Origin of the sequence: Mesonia sp. HuA40 (assembly GCF_008017835.1) — a bacterium.
Classification (GTDB): Bacteria; Bacteroidota; Bacteroidia; order Flavobacteriales; family Flavobacteriaceae; genus Mesonia.
On sequence record NZ_VRLT01000059.1, the window covers coordinates 201,918 to 220,060 of the forward strand.

At 34.6% G+C, this 18,143-nt stretch carries 7 protein-coding genes; 4 read left to right on the forward strand and 3 right to left on the reverse strand.

What is annotated here, in order from left to right; all coding sequences use genetic code 11:
• Position 1: 1 nt before the first annotated feature.
• The gene (locus FT993_RS10610; protein ID WP_147862527.1) at positions 2–2,284 is read right to left on the reverse strand and encodes a BamA/TamA family outer membrane protein; all 2,283 of its coding nucleotides are present in this window, start codon (positions 2,282–2,284) and stop codon (positions 2–4) included.
• Positions 2,277–7,376, reverse strand: a complete 5,100-nt coding sequence (locus FT993_RS10615; protein WP_147862528.1) for a translocation/assembly module TamB domain-containing protein — start codon at positions 7,374–7,376, stop codon at positions 2,277–2,279. The genes FT993_RS10610 and FT993_RS10615 overlap by 8 nt, the downstream gene beginning before the upstream one ends.
• A 206-nt stretch (positions 7,377–7,582) precedes the next feature.
• On the opposite strand from FT993_RS10615, the gene FT993_RS10620 reads away from it, so the two are divergent.
• Both FT993_RS10620 and acnA read left to right on the forward strand, forming a co-directional pair.
• Positions 7,583–11,161, forward strand: coding sequence for a metallophosphatase (locus FT993_RS10620; protein WP_147862529.1), 3,579 nt, complete (start codon positions 7,583–7,585; stop codon positions 11,159–11,161).
• A 33-nt stretch (positions 11,162–11,194) separates the two neighbouring features.
• Positions 11,195–13,969, forward strand: coding sequence for an aconitate hydratase AcnA (gene acnA / locus FT993_RS10625; RefSeq protein ID WP_147862530.1), 2,775 nt, complete (start codon positions 11,195–11,197; stop codon positions 13,967–13,969).
• A gap of 45 nt (positions 13,970–14,014) precedes the next feature.
• On the opposite strand, the gene FT993_RS10630 is transcribed toward acnA, so the two are convergent.
• Positions 14,015–14,884 carry a ChaN family lipoprotein gene (locus FT993_RS10630; RefSeq protein WP_147862724.1) on the reverse strand — a complete coding sequence of 290 codons (870 nt, stop codon included), beginning with the start codon at positions 14,882–14,884 and terminating at the stop codon, positions 14,015–14,017.
• A 49-nt stretch (positions 14,885–14,933) separates the two neighbouring features.
• On the opposite strand from FT993_RS10630, the gene FT993_RS10635 reads away from it, so the two are divergent.
• On the forward strand, positions 14,934–15,443 hold the full coding sequence (locus FT993_RS10635; RefSeq protein WP_147862531.1) for an NAD(P)H-dependent oxidoreductase: 510 nt from the start codon (positions 14,934–14,936) through the stop codon (positions 15,441–15,443).
• A 24-nt stretch (positions 15,444–15,467) separates the two neighbouring features.
• The gene (locus FT993_RS10640) at positions 15,468–18,140 is read left to right on the forward strand and encodes a cation-translocating P-type ATPase (protein WP_255504476.1); all 2,673 of its coding nucleotides are present in this window, start codon (positions 15,468–15,470) and stop codon (positions 18,138–18,140) included.
• Positions 18,141–18,143: the final 3 nt, after the last annotated feature.

An 18,143-nucleotide genomic window follows, 5' to 3' on the forward strand; every position in this document is an offset into this window, starting at 1 on the left:
ATTAAAAAGGATAACCAATAGCAAAGTTAAATACGGGTTTGGAGTAGTTAAATTTCCAGTTTTGGGCCGGTTTCTTTAAAGGCGATGCGAGATCAAATCTTAATACAAATCCTTGAATATCTACTCGCACCCCTACTCCAGAGCCTACTCCTAATTCATTTATAAAATCATTGGTAAATTTACCTCCGGGTAATTTTTCATTTTCATTCATAAGCCAAACATTACCAGCGTCAACAAAAATAGCACCATTTACATAGTTAAACAAAGGAAATCTGAATTCTAAGTTAGCTTCTAAACGTATATCACCCGACTGATCAAAAAATCCTTCTTCATTGCTGCTTTCGTAAGTTCCAGGACCCAATGAACGAATATTAAAGGCACGTACGCTATACGGACCTCCAGAAAAATATTGTTTTACAAAAGGTAAAGTATTTGAATTGCCATATGGAACACCCAAACCAGCAAAAACCCGCCCTATGAGAAATTGATTTTTATTTAAATTTAGATGATAACTAACATCAATATCGGTTTTGGCATATTGTGCATAGGCTAGCCCCAAGAACTTTTTTACCTCCTCTCCTTTTTCTTGTTTACCAAATAAACCCAAACTATTACCAGCGGTATCAAAATTAAGATTAAAGTAAATGCCACTTTTTTTATTTTCGCTTAGTAATTCATTATAGGTAAAGGAATACGTTAAACCTAAGATAAACTGTTGCTCAAAACTTTCTCTTAAAAATGGATTTTCATCGAGAATGGCTTCAAATTCAGGCGTAGTTTTTCCTAATCTAACGTAATCTAAATTAAGTAAGTTCAAGCTGTGAGTTACGTATTTGTTTGCCTGCCAAAAATACCCAAATGAAGCAGAAATAGAGTTTAAACTATAAAGTTTGCTTCTGTTTAAATAATCATAACCTACTCTTATATTGGTTTTTGGCGTGCTATATTTAAACCTATGGTTGATATCAAAAGGGAATAACAATCGAGGAAAGCTAACTTGGCTTTCTAAGCCCAATTGTAAACTCTGTAAACCTTTTTGTCGCCCACCAAATTGTCTTTCATAAGAAAAAGTTGAACCCGTTTTTAGAACCTCTCCGCCTTTTAGCCAGTTTTTATTGATGTAATCTAAGCCTATACCCGGGCCTGCAAAAGAATTCGATTTAGTTACGGTTTGCAGGTTGGCTCGAATTGCCCTTTTCTTATATGGGGATAACCTGATTTCGGCAACCAATTCATATTGATTGTTTTCGTTTAAAACCGTGTCTTTTTCTTTATAAACAATATTTACAAATTTATACACTCCCGTCGAAGCCAAACGTCTGCTGGTGCTTTTAGATTTATCTGGGCTATAAGTTTCTCCTGGTTTAATCTTTATAAAAGGAGCAAGACGTTTAGGTTTAAAGAAGAGAGTGTCTTGATAATAATAAATGTTATTATAAACTTCGGGCAATAGCTTCCTTTTTTCTTTTTTGATGCCTTCATTAGGAAAAACCAAAACACTATCTAAAACATAGGGGTATTTTGATCTTTTAGGTGTATTATTTTTTAAAGATAAAAACAAGTCGAACTTTTGTTTATCATAACGATTGGTATCGGCTTCAAATATCAAAAAATCACTATTAAAATTATAATAGCCTTTTTCTTTTAAAAACTTGTCGATGCGCTCACGTTCTGCCTTGAATTGTTGCAAATTAAATCGCATTCCCTTCTTGATTAAAGAATTTTGCAAGCTACTCTTAATGTCTTTGTATAATTGCTGCGGATGTATAGAGTCTTCTTCTACCAAATAATCTGCTATGGTATAAGGGCGTTTTGCCGCAATTTGATAATTTACCGATGTGGTTTTTGCCGTAGTATCTTGATCTACTTTAGAATTTACCGTGTAATAGTAATATCCGTGGTTTTCAAGTCTGTTTTTTATGAGTTCAACTGTTTGATTAACGTTTTCATCTTCAAAATAAACCGGTTCTTCCCCTCTTTTTTTGGCTAAAAATTTATAAATAAATCCCGGATTTTCTTTTTGTCCCTTATAATAAAAATACAGATTAGGGTAACCACCTAAAAATTTGGTGTTTGGTTCTGGATAAAGCACAGCATTCAAGGCGTTTTTAAGATTTTTATCTTGGTTGAAAGAAGCATAGAGCGTATCATTGAGTTTAATATCTGCTCCAGTATAAAGCGTTTTGCCTTGTGGAATAAATTTCTTGACCGAACACGCCTGTAACATCAATGCTAAACACATATACCCTAAAAACGCTAAGTATGAAGAATTTCTTTTAGTCATTTTGGTCTTCTTTTATTGTTTCTGTAGCCTTGAGCTTACTTGATTTTTGTTCATTTTCTTTTTTGGGTGCAGGCGTTGATGTTTTTTCTTTGTTGAGTTCTTTTTTAAATAATTCTCTAAATTGATTAAACTCTCGATTAAAAATTAAAGCAATACCACTTACAAAAACTTGACCGTCTATCACATTTTCATATTCGCTTTTTCTAAATCCGCGTAAGCGCCACCTTCCTGAAGGTGATATTAAATATTCTATACTTACATTACCAATAACAGGATTTTCTTCTCCTGGTCTAGCATCTCCTTCTACGCCAACTTGGCTACCGGCTTGTACTATTAATCGGTCATTAAAAAGCTTTTTACTTGCCGAAATATTTAGATCGGTTCGACTTTCTGAGGTCGATCCTTGATAATCGGTATACGAGTTTAAACCGAAATCTAAATCGATTCCTGTATCGCCTACCAGCTTTTCTGAAAATACATTTAATTGGTCTGATAATGCATCGTTAATATTATCTCTTGCCACGGTGGCTGGTCCGCCTGAACTACCATCGCTTCCAGAGCTGGGGTAAAATCTATTTAAGACCAATAAAGAAAAAATTTGTTTGTTTAGCGCGTCTTCTTGTTGATTGAGTTGGTTTATTCTTCCGTAAAGAGCTCCGCCAAATGCTCCTCTTTGGTCTTCAGGAATTCCTAATCTAAAATTAAGTTTAGGTTTGAGTAATTCTCCTTCTACATTTAAATATACTTGAAAAGGAATGCGCTGCTTAAACTGATTTTGGACTTCTAAGGAGGCATTGGAAGTTTGACTGGCCATTAGCGTTGAAGCGGATGTTTTTACCTCATAAATGGCTGTAACATCTAATTGCGCATCTGTAGGATCTCCCACCCAAGAGATACTGCTATTATCGGCTAAATCAAACCTGCGTTTTACCAGGTTATAAAGGTTCATTTCATAATGCCCGTCGCTAATATTATACCTTCCTGTTAGTGTAGTTCTACCGTTTTTAAAAATGTTAAATAGCAGTTCACCTTGACCTACAACTTCTAAATTGTCATTAGTTCGTTCATCTAAAATGACTTTAAAAGAAGCCCCTGACTCCACAAGTAACTTACTTTTAAGTTCTAAGCCTGTGATAAGGCTGCTTTTTTCAGCTTTTGCGTTTTGGGTTAATATATTATCAGGATTTTGTTTATTTACAAAGACCACTACCCCATCTTGCGTCACACGATTGGCCGCTACATTAGGATAAATATAAGTAATGGCTGTACCTTCTTTCACATTTAAATCGGCTTGAATTTTTGGAAAATTTAAGTCTCCCTTTACCTGTGCATAAAGGTCAAAAATTGCTTTACCAAAAAATAAATCATTATCTTCTTCGTTGGCATTTAATGCTAAGAAATCTTGTGCTTTCACACTCAAGTCGAACTCAGGATTAAATAGAGATTTTGTCAAAATTTGTCCGTTTACTACAAATTGATTTTCTCGTTCATCTTTTATTGTAAATGCATTAAAATCTATCTGTTCTTTAGTAATGCCTATTTTTTCTTTCCCAAGTTTATAAGGGGTGTTTAAAGCGCGAGGTACCACTTGAGCGTTTAGGAAATTAATGTTTCCTTTATAAGCTAGTTGGTTTTCCTCTTGGGAGAGTTTGATTTGTGCAGCAACTTCTCCCGATGCTTCCTTAATACTGCTGTTTGCAAACTTTTGCACCAGTTGAAGATCTAAACGTTCAAGATTCAAATTAAAATCATACTGCGACGTATTTTCTTTAATAGTGTAGTCTCCTTCTAGTTGCGCTTCTATGTGATCACCTTTTAATTCGGCCAGTAAATCGTAAGTTTTATAATCATTCGCTTGAGCATCGACTTTCAAATTACCTATTTCATTTTCAAGAATATGTAAATTAGCAATCTCTAAATCGGCGGTAAGCGCATTTTCTTTTAACGGATTGATAAATTTCACTTCTCCATCAAGCAATCCGGTTGCAACCGAATTCTTTGGGTTTAAATAATGAAATAAATTCTCAATCTTAAAGCTCTTCCAATCGAGAGCTAACGCAAAATCATTTTCGATACGTTCGGTGTAAAATTTAAATACCTGCTCTTGATGCTTAAAACGCATTTGCTGCACATTAATTTCTTGGTCATTAAAAACCACCTCATTTTCTGCTGGCACCTGCCAATTCTTGCCTTCTAATTTTAAATCTTCAGGAAGAATTTTAAAATGTTTATAACCGTCTTTTTGGAAAAATACCGATTGAATGTTATAGGTTAAATTGTCTTCTTGAAATGCTTGAAAACCAAAGTACAGCTTCTCATCTTTGTAATTACCTAAAAGCTTTGTTTTACCTATTTGAAATGGCCCTGCCTCAATGGCTCCAAACCCCAACTCTAAATCGGCTGTTTTTCCATTTCCTTCAATAACTAATTTAAAATCACTTAATTTATTATTGCTGTAATTAAGATGAGGTAAATTGATGTTACCTTTTAAGGTGTTTTTCTCTTCGTTAAAAGCAAGCGAAAAACGCAAACTATCCATTTGTTTAATACCATCAAAAATAATGTCTTTGAAAATAGGTGTGGGTTTAAATCTACCTGTTAAATTAATCTTTACGGGCGTTTCATTTTCACTAACTTGTAATGAATCTCCACGGTATTGATTAATGTGTTGGCGAAGCGCAGCATCTATAACATTAGGGTCATCGTTTGCGTCTAAATTAATTTGCAAAAAATTACTAGCAACACTCATTAACGTATTGTCTTGGTCAACGGCAAGATAAGCAGCTAAATCGTCTAAATAATAGGGTCGGTTATCATAAACTGCTACGGTGTTATCTAAGTTTAAACCAGATTGATATTTTTGCATATTGCCTTTAAAATATCCGCTTAAATCAAATTTTGTACGTATATCACGATCGGTTAACCCAAGCGCATATAAATTGGCTCCCTCTAGATGTAAATTAAAATTCACTTGGCTTTTAACCGAATCTAAAACCATCTGAGTTTGGGCTTCAAAGTTCAAATTATCATCTTGAAAAACTGCAAAAATATTGCCTTTACCTTTTTTAATGTTCGCCGTTAAACTTAAAGCCGAAAAATCATAATTAGCATAACTTAACTCAGTAAAATTGGTTTTAAGCAAGGCATCAAGGTTGTTCAATTGCTCGCCTTGCGCTTTGATTTGTGTTGTAAAACTTAAATTACCAAAGTCTTCATTATCTAATAATTGGGCAAGTTGAATTGAGTTTGTTTTTATTTCTCCTTCAAAACCATAAACCTTATGAAGATTGAATTCTCCTTCAACTTGCACCGATCCTAAGCTCGTATCTAAAAACGCATCTAATTCTCCCGCACTTGTACTACCTTTTACAGTACTTTTAAGTTCAATTTTATCTGGTAAATTAAAACCTAAATCTTCTTGTTTTATGAATTGCTCAATCGCTGATTTTCTGGTGGTAATTTCAAAAATAGGTAAATCAAATTCTAACTGATCAATATTGTTTATATTAGAAAAAACACCTTCTAAACTGCTGTTAAACTGATCTCCCCAATACACTTTTACTTGTTCTACATTTAAAGTATTTAAATTTCCATTGGCTTTTAGTTTCGCTTGAAGCGGATTTTCACCCAATTGAGAAAAAACTTTGTTTTGTTTTAATTCTGGAGCAAAATAATAAGCTTCTACCCATTGAGTTTCTAGTTGGCTTACATTAACTCTAAAATCTGCTTGAGTATAATCGTTTATAAAATCATCTAAATTGGTATAGTCAATTTGAATATTTGCCTTTAAATTAGACGTGTTTGTTCCCAGTTTTATGTGGTTTACCTTTAATTTTTCATCAGTGATTTGGGCAACAAAAGAAGCTTCTTTTACTTTAAAACCACTAGATTCTTTAAATGCAAGTCTTTCTAATTGCAAACCCACCGATTTGGTTCTCTTAAGGTTTAAATTTTTAGCTTTCACAAAAAGAGCTTTAAAAGTCATCGCTTGCGGATTAAACACATTTTCTTGTCTTGGCTTACTGGCTTCGTGATAACTTATTTGATTATTTTTAAAATCAATATTTGCTAAACTCACTTCCCAGTCTGGCCATATACTTGCATCGGTAGTGTTATCAACTTCCTTTGATTCTTTCTTTGGATTATTCGGCTTATTTGAATCAATGTCTAATTTTGAGTCAACCAATCTGAGCTCGTCAATTTGAATCTTTTGTTGATTTAGATCTAAATTTCCATTGGACAATAAAAAATTGATAAGATTCACATCCGCTTTAAGCTGATTCGGTTTATCTAAATAATTAAACCTTACTTCTTTTAGTCGAATCTCGTTCATTTTTAAATGCGGCAAACCGCTTTGGGTAGAATCTTGAACCATAAATTGCGGCTCACTCTGCACATAATTAATCAATGCTTTTTGAAAGTGCAATTTGTCTATAAAATAATCTTGTTTTTCAAGATCAAATTCCTGCATGGATAAATCTAAGGCATTAAATTTAACTTTTAAATCACTTCCCAAAACTGCATCTTGATAAGTAAAATTAAAATCTGAAAAATAAAAATCGCCTAAGTTAATTTTAAGTGGTTCATTTTTATTTTCTGGCTGCATATTTTTTTGGGGTTGATTTGAATCCGCGAAAGCCTCAATTAGAAACTGAAAATTAAACCCTGCCAAGGTGTCTTTTCTTTTTATATTGGCTAAGGCCCCATCCCACTCTAGAGCGTTAATGTTTAGATTATTGTTGGATAAAATAGGATACAAAGGAATATCTGCTTCTAGTTGCCGGGTGTAAAGCAATGTATCTCCCTTCTTATCTTCTAAATAAAGTCCTTCTAGATTAATATTTCCTTGCCAAGTTATAAAGAGTTTATCAAGTTGAACAACGGTTTTTGTTTTGCCACTCACGTAATCAACTACGCGATTAACAATAATATTTTGACCCCAAGGTGAACGTATAAATAAAAGCAAAAGCACAAATAAGATAAAAATCACCAAAAAGAATTTGGCAATAAATCGTAGTATACGCTTATACAAAGCAGTATTTCCTTTTTTATTTAGCTTAGCTTTTTCTTTATTAGTTGTTTGTTGAGTCAATTCTTAGAGTTTTCGCGCAAATTTAGTCTAGCCCCAGAATATTTGCAGAGGTCGAGTTGTTTAATTTTAGTTAAAGTTAGTAAACAAGCGCGTCAATGATAAAATCTTTTAACACTATTAACAAAAAATGTTATAAATGGTTAAATAAAATTTTTGGTTCATTAAAATTTAAGATTTTTACGAGCATACAACCAAATTAAAAATTCATGAAAATACTAAATAAGCTTCATCGGGCTTCGACTATTTTTTGTTTATTACTGGCAATTCATTTCTCAAGTTTTGCTCAAGAAAATAACAAGGTTGCAAATACCCTTTACTTTACCGCAAATACTGGAAATGTAGATCCTACTTATTCTCTGCCTGTTTTAAAAGCTATAACCCAAGACGCAAAAAACGCAATAAACCCGGTTTTTGTGGCTTTAGGAAATATTACTCGTGAAAATGGATTTTCTCCGAAAGAGAACAAACGTGAAAAAGAGAAAGACTTTTTAACGAATCATTTAATTAAACCATTAAAAAGTTTTGAAGGTAAAATAATTTATACCCCTGGTAAAAACGAATGGAACAAAGATGGGCACGAAAATATAGACGATTTAGAGTCTTTCTTGCAAGATAACAGTAAGGCCGAGTTTTGGCCAAATGATGGTTGTCCTATAGAGCGCGAAAGCTTGAGTGATCAAGTAGAATTGGTTATGGTCGACTCACAATGGTATCTTGAAAATTGGGATGATCATATTTACATAAATAATAAATGTGAAATAAAAACGCGAGAGCAATTTTTTGCTCAGTTTAAAGATGAGCTTAAAGATGAACAAAACAAAACTGTAATTGTAGCTATACATCACCCGGTTTTGAGCGCTCAACGCAAAGGGTTCTTAGGAAGAATGGGCGGCTTTTCTAAACAGCATTATTATAGTAAACCAATGCAAGAATTGGTGGGACGCTTAGAAACGCTTGCTAGTCAATTTGAAGATGTAATATTTGTATCGGGTAATCATACCAATTTACAATTTTTAAGCGATGATGGTATACCACAAGTAATTGCGGGATCGCTTAAATCTGGTAAAAAAACTAGACCCGATACTGATGATGGACATTTTGGTAGCTCAAAGCCTGGTTTTGCCAAACTAATTGCTTATGCAAATGGCGACACTAAAGTTGCAATTTATGAAATGAGAAACGGAAGTTCTCAATTGGTATTTTCTCACCTTATTCCTAGTAAGCGCAAAACACTTAAGGAGGTAAATTACCACCCCATTTCAAAATTCGGGAAAACCTATAAAGCTTCTATTTACTCTCAAGAAGAAATTAATAAATCTGACTTTTATGTTTGGGCTTGGGGAGAACATTACCGTTCTATTTATGGTCGAAAAATCGAAGCTCCTGTGTTAAACTTAGAAAATTTACCTCATAATGTTCGAGCCTTAAGAGCCGGTGGTGGGAATCAATCAAGAACTTTAAGGTTAATTGATGATAATGAAAATGAGTATAACATTAGGGAACTTAGAAAAAGTGCGGTGCGCTTTATTCAGTCATCCATTCCCGATCATTATGTTAAAGATTACATGAAAAATACTATAGCAGAAGAAATTGTGCAAGACTACTACACTACGGCTCACCCCTATGCTCCATTTGCTGTAGGACACTTATTAGATGCAGTAGACATTTACCATGCCAATCCTAAAATAGTATATGTTCCTAAACAAAAAAGACTTGGTAGGTTTAACGCTAGCTATGGTGACAAGTTATATATGTTTGAAGAGCACGTAGGAGATGAAAATAAAGCTTTTAAAACTTTTGGTCAAGCCGATGATATTATCAGTACAAAAGATATGCTTCTCGAATTAAGAGATAATAAAAACGCAAGGATTGATGAAAACACCTATATAAGATCTCGACTTTTTGATATGCTGGTAGGCGACTGGGATAGGCATTCAGACCAATGGCGATGGGCGAAATTTGAGTCTAACGATAGCATTGATTTATACAAAGCTATACCTAGAGATAGAGATCAAGCTTTTCCCAAGTATGATGGACCAATCATCGCTTTATTAAAATTAGGAATACCTAATTTACGCGTTATGCAAAGCTACACACCAGAACCAAAAAATCTAAAATGGTTGAATTATGCAGGATACCATTTAGACCAAGCTTTTATAAATCGTGCAACTTGGAAAGACTGGGAAAATCAAGTAAAATATATTCAAAAAAACTTAAGTGATTCGGTAATTGATAAAGCTTTCGCGGATTTACTTCCCGATGTTCAAGATGAAAGCATTGAGCAAATAAAATCTACCTTAAAGCAACGTCGCGATAACCTTTTAGAGATTGCAAAAAAGTATTATAACTATTTTAAAAAACACGAAGTTATTATCGCCACGCACGAAGATAATGAGGTTTTTATAAAACGATTACCTGATGGTGCAACCCAAATTCAAATTTTAGAAGAAGGGGTAGAAATTAAAAACATTACCTACCATAAAAAGGATACTAAAGAGATTTGGCTTTATACGCTAGACGGAGATGATCGTATACACATTTCGGGGAATGGAGATAACTTGATTAAACTGAAAATTTTTGGCGGTGAAGAAAACGATACTTATGATTTTGAGAATAAAAAACGAACTAAAGTCTACGATTACAAATCTAAAGATAATACCTTTAAAAATGTTGGTGGTAAAAGACTCACCAATTCTTACGATATAAACAACTATGATCCTAAAAAGAAAATTTACGATTCAAATGTAGTTCTACCTCGTTTAGGTTATAATAGAGATGCTGGTTTCAAAGCAGGAATATCCAATGTGTACACCCGTTATGACTTGTTACGCAACCCTTTTAGTAGTCAGCATACCTTAAGTATTGATTATTATGGCGCAACCCAGGGGCTTGAATTCAATTATGATGCCGAGTTCGCACACGTAATTTACAATTGGAATCTTGGTATAGATGCAAGAATTACTGGAAATAATTTTGCCACAAATTATTTTGGTATGGGTAATTCGAGTAATTATGACTCAGATCAAGTAACCTTAGATTACAACCGTGTTAATATGAAGCAATGGCATCTAGCACCATCCCTTATTTATACAAAAGGAAATGCACTAAGAGCAAGCATAAAAGCTATTCTAGAAGCTAATGAAGTTAGTTTTAACAGCAATCGATTTACCGGTGCGAACTTTAATGAGGATAACCCTATTTTTGAAAACCAAATATATGCCGGCGGAGAGTTGGCTATTAACTACAATAATAAAGGAAGTCTTATAGGGTACCCAAGAAGAGGTATGGAACTAGGTTTGACAGCCGGTTATAAATCTTCTATAAATAAAGATTTTAACAATAAATTTGCGTATCTTAATCCCTTATTATCATTTGTTTATCCTATTCATGAAAGTGGTGCGGCAACTTTGGCCACCAAAGCCGAAGCCAATTTAATCTTAGGAGACAATTATAATTTTTATCACGCTGCTACCGTAGGCGGAGATACAAGTTTAAGAGGATTTAGAAACCAGCGGTTTACTGGAAAAACAAGCTTTTACCAAACTACCGACTTACGAGTAGGATTAACCAAATTTAAAACCAACTTTATTCCTATACGCGTAGGCGTTTCAGCAGGCTTTGACTACGGTCGAGTATGGTTAGAAGATGATCGCTCAGATAAATGGCATACCAGCTATGGAGGCTCTATCTTTATTAACGGCTTTAATGCCTTAACCGCGAATTTGGGTTACTATATGAGCGACGAAGATAACCGATTTTTATTTAGCCTAGGCTTTAGATTTTAAGCATTTGACATATTAACCGTTAAAACCAGAACCATGAAAGAGAAAATTAGATCTATAACAAACAAGTTGAAAATCAACAGTAAAGAGCTTAATTACATCAGCTTAAAAGAACTTGAAAAAGAATACGAGCAAATTAAAAAGCTACCCTTTTCAATTAGGATTTTATTGGAAAATGCATTGCGTAATTACGATGATTTTCTGGTGGATGAAAAGCACATACTTGATTTAATCAATTGGAATCCTTCGGGGAGTAAAAACCCTATTCCCTTTAAGCCTGCTCGAGTTCTTATGCAAGATTTCACCGGCGTACCTGCCGTAGTTGATATTGCCGCCATACGTTCTGAGGCAATCCGTAAAGGAAAAGATGGGGCTAAAATAAATCCTAAGGTCCCTGTAGATTTAGTTATCGATCATTCTGTTCAAGTTGATTTTTTTGGAACCGACTATGCTTATAAAAAGAATGTTGCCTACGAGTATAAACGAAACAAAGAACGTTATGAGTTATTAAAATGGGCGCAAAATGCGTTTGATAATTTTACCGTAGTACCCCCAGGAATGGGTATTTGTCATCAAGTGAATTTAGAATATTTGGCTAAAGGAATTGTTGAACGTGATGGTTGGGCATTTCCAGATACGCTAGTAGGTACAGATTCACATACACCAATGGTTAACGGAATAGGCGTTTTGGGCTGGGGTGTTGGCGGTATAGATGCCGAAGCAGCATTACTAGGGCAACCCATTTATTTTTCGAGTCCTAAGGTTATTGGTTTAAAACTTATAGGGCAAAAACCAAAAGGAGTAACTTCTACCGATATGGTTTTAAAAATAACTGAAACTTTACGGAATTACGGGGTTGTAGGCGATTTTGTTGAAGTATTTGGTTCAGGTCTTGATCATCTTACGGTTCCAGACCGAGCAACTATAGCCAATATGTCTCCAGAATTTGGTTGTACAGTGACCTACTTCCCTATAGATCAACGTACGCTTGAATATATGACAGCTACCAATAGAAGTAAAGAACAGATTGATTTGGTAGAAACGTATTGCAAAGAAAATGGATTTTGGAGAGAAGGATTAGAACAAAGCAACTATAGTGATGTAATTGAAGTAGATCTCTCTCAATTAGAGCCTAGTGTTGCGGGGCCAAAATTACCTCAACAAAAAATACCCGTTAGTGAGTTAAAAAATAAATTTAGTGAGATACTGGCCGATGCCCACGGGCGCGACTACTTAGATTTAGAAAAGAGAGAAACTTGGTATGCCGAAGGCGGTTCTGGGACTCAATTCAGTAAAAAAATAAAAAAAGATCCTGCAAACCCCGACATAAAGGTTAAAAAGGATGATAAATTACATGCGGTAAAAATCAAACAAGATTATGAACAATATACTTTAAGTGATGGATCTATTGTAATTGCGGCTATCACATCTTGCACCAATACTTCTAACCCCTCTGTTATGCTGGGTGCAGGTTTAATGGCTAGAAAAGCCATAGAAAAAGGTATAGATGTAAAACCTTGGGTAAAAACCTCTCTAGCCCCCGGTTCAAAAGTTGTTACTAATTATTTAAAGCGAGCCGGACTTTTAGAGGATTTAGAAGCCTTGCGTTTTCATGTTGTTGGTTATGGCTGCACTACCTGTATAGGAAACTCAGGTCCCCTACCTCCCCATATTGAAAAGGCTATAGACGAGAACGATTTATTAGTAGCTTCAGTTTTAAGTGGAAATAGGAACTTTGAAGCTAGAATACATAATAAGGTGGAAATGAATTTTTTAGCCTCACCTATGCTTGTCGTGGCTTATGCAATTGCTGGACGTGTTGATATCAACTTATTGGAAGATGTTTTAACCCGAGATGCCAACGGAAATCCGGTTTATTTAAAGGATATATGGCCCGATGAGGAAGAAATTCAAGATGCGATTAAATCGGCTACTACGCAAGAAGACTATAAACAAGAGTATGCTGTTATTTTTGACGGTGAAGAGCAGTGGAAACAGCTTAAAGCGCCTTCAGGTTTAAATTATGAATGGCGAGAAGATTCTACTTATATCAAAGAGATTCCTTTCTTTAAAGATATAAGTGAAAAAGCAAAACCTTTGTCCAATATAACAAATGCTCGGGTTCTAGTTAAAGTTGGTGATTCGGTTACTACCGATCATATTTCTCCTGCCGGGCTTTTTTCTGACAGAAGTGAAGCGGGTGAATATTTGCTTAAAAAAGGAATAGATAGAAAAATGTTTAACTCATACGGTTCTCGTAGAGGAAATCATGAAGTGATGATGCGTGGTACTTTTGCTAATGTGCGCATGAATAATGAGATTGCTCAGCGTAAAGGTGGATACACAAATTATTTTCCCGAAAACGAAGAAATGAGTATCTATAAGGCAGCTATGAAATACAAAGCCAACAAAACACCATTAATTGTGTTAGCTGGTACACAGTACGGTTCTGGCTCTTCTCGTGATTGGGCTGCTAAGGGCACCAACTTATTAGGTGTTAAGGCGGTAATAGCTAGTTCTTTTGAGAGAATACATCGTTCAAATCTAGTTGGTATGGGTGTATTACCTTTAAAATTTAAAAGTGGTGAAAATGCAAATAAATTAGGACTAAACGGAAAAGAAAAATATACCATTACAGGTATAGAAAACGGATTAACCCCAGGAAAAATTCTGTCTGTAACTGCTACAGATGAAAAAGGCAAGAACACGCAATTTGAAGTTGAACTTCGATTGGACTCTAAAATTGAAATTGAGTATTTAAAACACGGTGGAATTTTACAGTATGTACTGCGAGAATTTTTATCGGCCTAGACCTTAAAAAGCTCTCTAAGTTTTTTAAAATCTTAGAGAGCTCATTTAATAGCTTGTAGTCATATCTTCATCCACAACTATAGTATAAGAAGCTCTTTTTTGGTGTATATCTTCTAGTTTTTTTACCTCTGCTTCTGTTGTTGTACTAATAGTTTTAATTTTTAAATTCTTATTTTGCTGGATTAAGTACCAATAAATGCCATCATAAAAATCACTATGGTAAGCCCCATTAAAGTGTATAAACAAATTAGGACGATAATATTTTTTTAAAATGAAATGTGCCATAGTAGCATCTTTAATTGCTTGTGCTTTAGGAAAATTTGGATTGCTATGACCTCGCATCATTTTCATCATTTTCTTATATCCAGGAAGTTCAGGATCATATGCAATAGGTAAAGGTGCTATAAATTGTTTTTCTTTACTTGGCAAAGAGTCTAACACCTCAAAACCCTTGCGGTATACCATCCTGGCGTAACGCCTGGGTATATTTGTTGCCACAAATGTTATTTTGTTTTCTTTGGCAAAATCAACTAGAGGTTTATAATCGGTATGATAATTATTCCACAATCGGGCGAGGCTATCTAAACCACTTTGGTCAATTTCTTGAGCTAAATATTGATTTAATTGAGACTGATTATCGGTTTCGAGCATTTCGGCACCTAAGGTTAAATCTCTTTTCTTATCAAGCTCTTTGATCAACTCCAATTGTATCCAATGAGCGATAGGGTTATTGTGCAATTCCCCAAACAAAACAATCTCCTGCTTTGATAGGTCTTTTATCATCCTTTTAAAGGTTACCTTTTTGCCTTTTTCATTATAAATTTTAAAAGCAGTTAGCTTTTGACCTTGTAAGACAAAAGTTGAAAATAAACTCAGCAATAAAAAAGAATTTTTAATTTGTTTAGATACGCCCATAAATTTATTTTTTGCTAATTTAAGCAATTCAGAAAAAACTTTTTTGCTCATGCGTATTTTAGGAATATCTGGGTCAACTCAAGAGGAAGGGACCAACCATAAGTTATTGCGTGCTATAGGGATTGCAGTAGAAAACCCAACAACCTTCACTATTGAGAATCAAATTAATAATATTCCGCTATTTAGTTTAAAACGCCTAGAAAATCCGCAAAAGCAAATTCAACAACTAAAAGAAAATATAGACCAGGCACAGTTGGTTATCATATGTACTCCAGAATATCTTCATAATATACCTGCAGCACTCAAAAATATATTAGAATGGTGTACGGCATCGGGTGAGTTTTACCAAAAAAAAGTACTCCCCATAACTTTTACTCCAAAAGAACCACGTGGTGAGATGGCGATGCGTTCTTTTTTGCAAAGCCTCAAAGCTTTAAAATGTAACATAAAAACCCATCTTAACCTATACCATCAAGATGTTTTATTAAATGATAAGTCTTTACAATTGAAGCCAGAAACAAAAGAAATGATTTTGGCCAGCATTGATTTATATCAGTAAAAAAGTAAACTTAAACTATTAAATTTGCTCTTTAATCTCAGTAAATCTATGTTGTTTTATCAAGAAGAAATAAACGCTATTTTAAAAAAATTTAATGTAGATAAAAAACAAGGCTTAAGTAAAGCAGAGGTTGAATCTAGAATAAAAACTCACGGCTATAATAAATGGCGTACTCACGAATCAAAAAGTTTGTTGAGCCTTTTTCTAGCACAATTACAGGATGCATTAATATATGTGCTGTTGGTAGCCATAGCTATTACCGCATATATGGGCGAATATATTGACGCTATAATCATTTCGGGGGTTATTTTAATCAATGCAGGTTTAGGGGTTTATCAAGAGGTAAAAGCGGGGAAAGCTATACAAGCACTACAAAAATTAGCAGCTTTAAAAGCTACCGTTATACGTGAAGGCATTAGACAAATTGTAGATACGTTCACTTTGGTACCTGGCGATATCGTGGTGCTAGAAACAGGGCAAATCATACCCGCCGATATAAGGTTAATAACTAGTGTAAATTTACAAGTTGAAGAAGCAGCCCTTACGGGGGAATCTGTTCCTGTTTATAAAGATGCTAAAACTTTACCTTCTGGTAATCACGTTGTTTTAGGTGAACAAAAAAACATGGTTTTCATGTCAACATTAATTAACTATGGGCGTGGATTAGGTGTTGTTGTAGCTACTGGAAGAAAAACAGAAGTAGGTAAAATTGCCGAGAATATTAATACTACAGAAACAAAAACTCCTTTAGAAATTCGTTTATCTGAGTTGGGAAAAACTTTAGGTAAAATTGCCTTAGGCGTATGTTTTTTATTTTTTATAATTGGTTTTTGGCAAGGTAGACCTTTAGCAGATCTTTTTTTGACTGCGGTTTCTTTGGCTGTTGCTTCTATTCCAGAAGGTTTAGCAGCCATTGTTGCCATTGTTTTATCTATTGGAGTAACCAAAATGTCTAAAAAGAACGCCATTATAAAGCGCTTACCGGCGGTGGAGACTTTAGGCTCTGTTAATATTATTTGCAGTGATAAAACCGGTACTTTAACCATGAATCAAATGAAGGTAATGCAAGCTTACACTTTTAATTCTGGTTTTGTATCTAGGATAAATACTTCAGCAAAAGCTGATTTACTTCAGTTAAGTAAAATAATGCAATTGTGTAATGATGCAACTTTAACTAAGCATCAGCAAACCGGAGACCCCACCGAGATTGCCCTACTCGACTTTGCAGATCAATTAAACATCAATCGTGAACAAATTAATTTAAATTACCAACGAATAGATGAATATCCATTTGATTCCGATCGCAAAATGATGTCGGTAATCGTTACCAATCATGCAAAAACCGAATTATTGGTAAAGGGAGCAATTGATCAAATATTACCATCTTGTTCGCATATACAAATTGGTACAGAAGTGAAAGAGCTCACGGAGACGAAGAAACAAGAAATCTTAAAATCAAGCGAACAAATGTCTGCAAAAGCCTTACGTACTTTAGCAGCAGCATATAAGCCTTACCCTAAAAAAATAGAAAAAGAGAATTGGGAAAAAGAACTCATTTTTGTTGGCTTTGTGGGTATGATAGATCCACCTAGAAAAGAAGCCAAAAAAGCTATAGCAAAAGCTCATCAAGCAGGTATAGCAACCTTTATGATTACTGGAGATCACAAACAAACAGCTACTGCTATAGCAAAAGACTTGGGTATTCTTCAAACCGATGATCAAGCTATAACAGGTCACGAATGGGATTCTTTAAGCTCAAAAGAACAGCAAGAAAAAATAAATTCTTTACGCGTGTTTGCAAGAGTTTCTCCGCAACATAAAGTTAATGTTGTTAAACGGCTTCAAGAAACAGGGCACATAGTCTCTATGACTGGAGATGGCGTAAATGATGCCCCTTCATTAAGCCACGCCAACATTGGCGTAGCCATGGGAATAACGGGAACAGATGTGGCAAAAAACGCATCGGATATTATTCTAACCGATGATAATTTTACTACTATAGTAAGTGCTGTAGAGCAGGGAAGAAATATTTACAGCAATATTAAAAAATCGGTTTTATTTTTACTTACGAGTAACTTAGGAGAGGTTATAGCTATGTTGGTAAGTATTGTACTAGGTATGCCTGTTCCTTTAATAGCTACTCAATTGCTTTGGATCAATTTATTAACTGACTCACTCCCAGCTATAGCCTTAGGAATGGATCCCGATGACCCCTCGGTGATGCAACATAAACCTAGACCTCCTAAAGAAAGTTTTTTTGCGCATAAGCAAGGGCTTAGAGTATTGGCAGGTGGTTGCCTAATTGCTTTGGTTACACTTACGGCCTATACTTATGCTTACTCGATAAAGGGCTATTCTCCTTTTGACTCGAGCGTTCCTCAAACCGTTATAGATTATGCTCGCAGTATGGCATTTATGAGTATTATAACTGCGCAGCTATTTTATGCTTTGGCTTTTAGACATTATCAAAAGTCAATCTTCAGCCTGGGGCTCTTTTCCAACAAAATTCTTAGTGCAGCTATTGTTTTAGGAGTTGTTTTACAATTGGTTTTACTTGAAGTTCCATTCTTACGCGAAGCTTTTAAATTGAGTTCTTTGAGTTTAAACGATTGGGGCATTGTTTTAACATTGGGACTAATTCCATTGCTTGCAAATGAAATAGTCAAAATTATTTATCGAATTAAAAAGGATAAATAGGCG

Coding starts and splice junctions, on each gene's coding strand:
- acnA (WP_147862530.1), top strand. CDS start 11,195: ATGAAAGAGAAAATTAGATCTATAACAAACAAGTTGAAAATCAACAGT.
- FT993_RS10630 (WP_147862724.1), bottom strand. CDS start 14,884: ATGGGCGTATCTAAACAAATTAAAAATTCTTTTTTATTGCTGAGTTTA.
- FT993_RS10610 (WP_147862527.1), bottom strand. CDS start 2,284: ATGACTAAAAGAAATTCTTCATACTTAGCGTTTTTAGGGTATATGTGT.
- FT993_RS10620 (WP_147862529.1), top strand. CDS start 7,583: ATGAAAATACTAAATAAGCTTCATCGGGCTTCGACTATTTTTTGTTTA.
- FT993_RS10635 (WP_147862531.1), top strand. CDS start 14,934: ATGCGTATTTTAGGAATATCTGGGTCAACTCAAGAGGAAGGGACCAAC.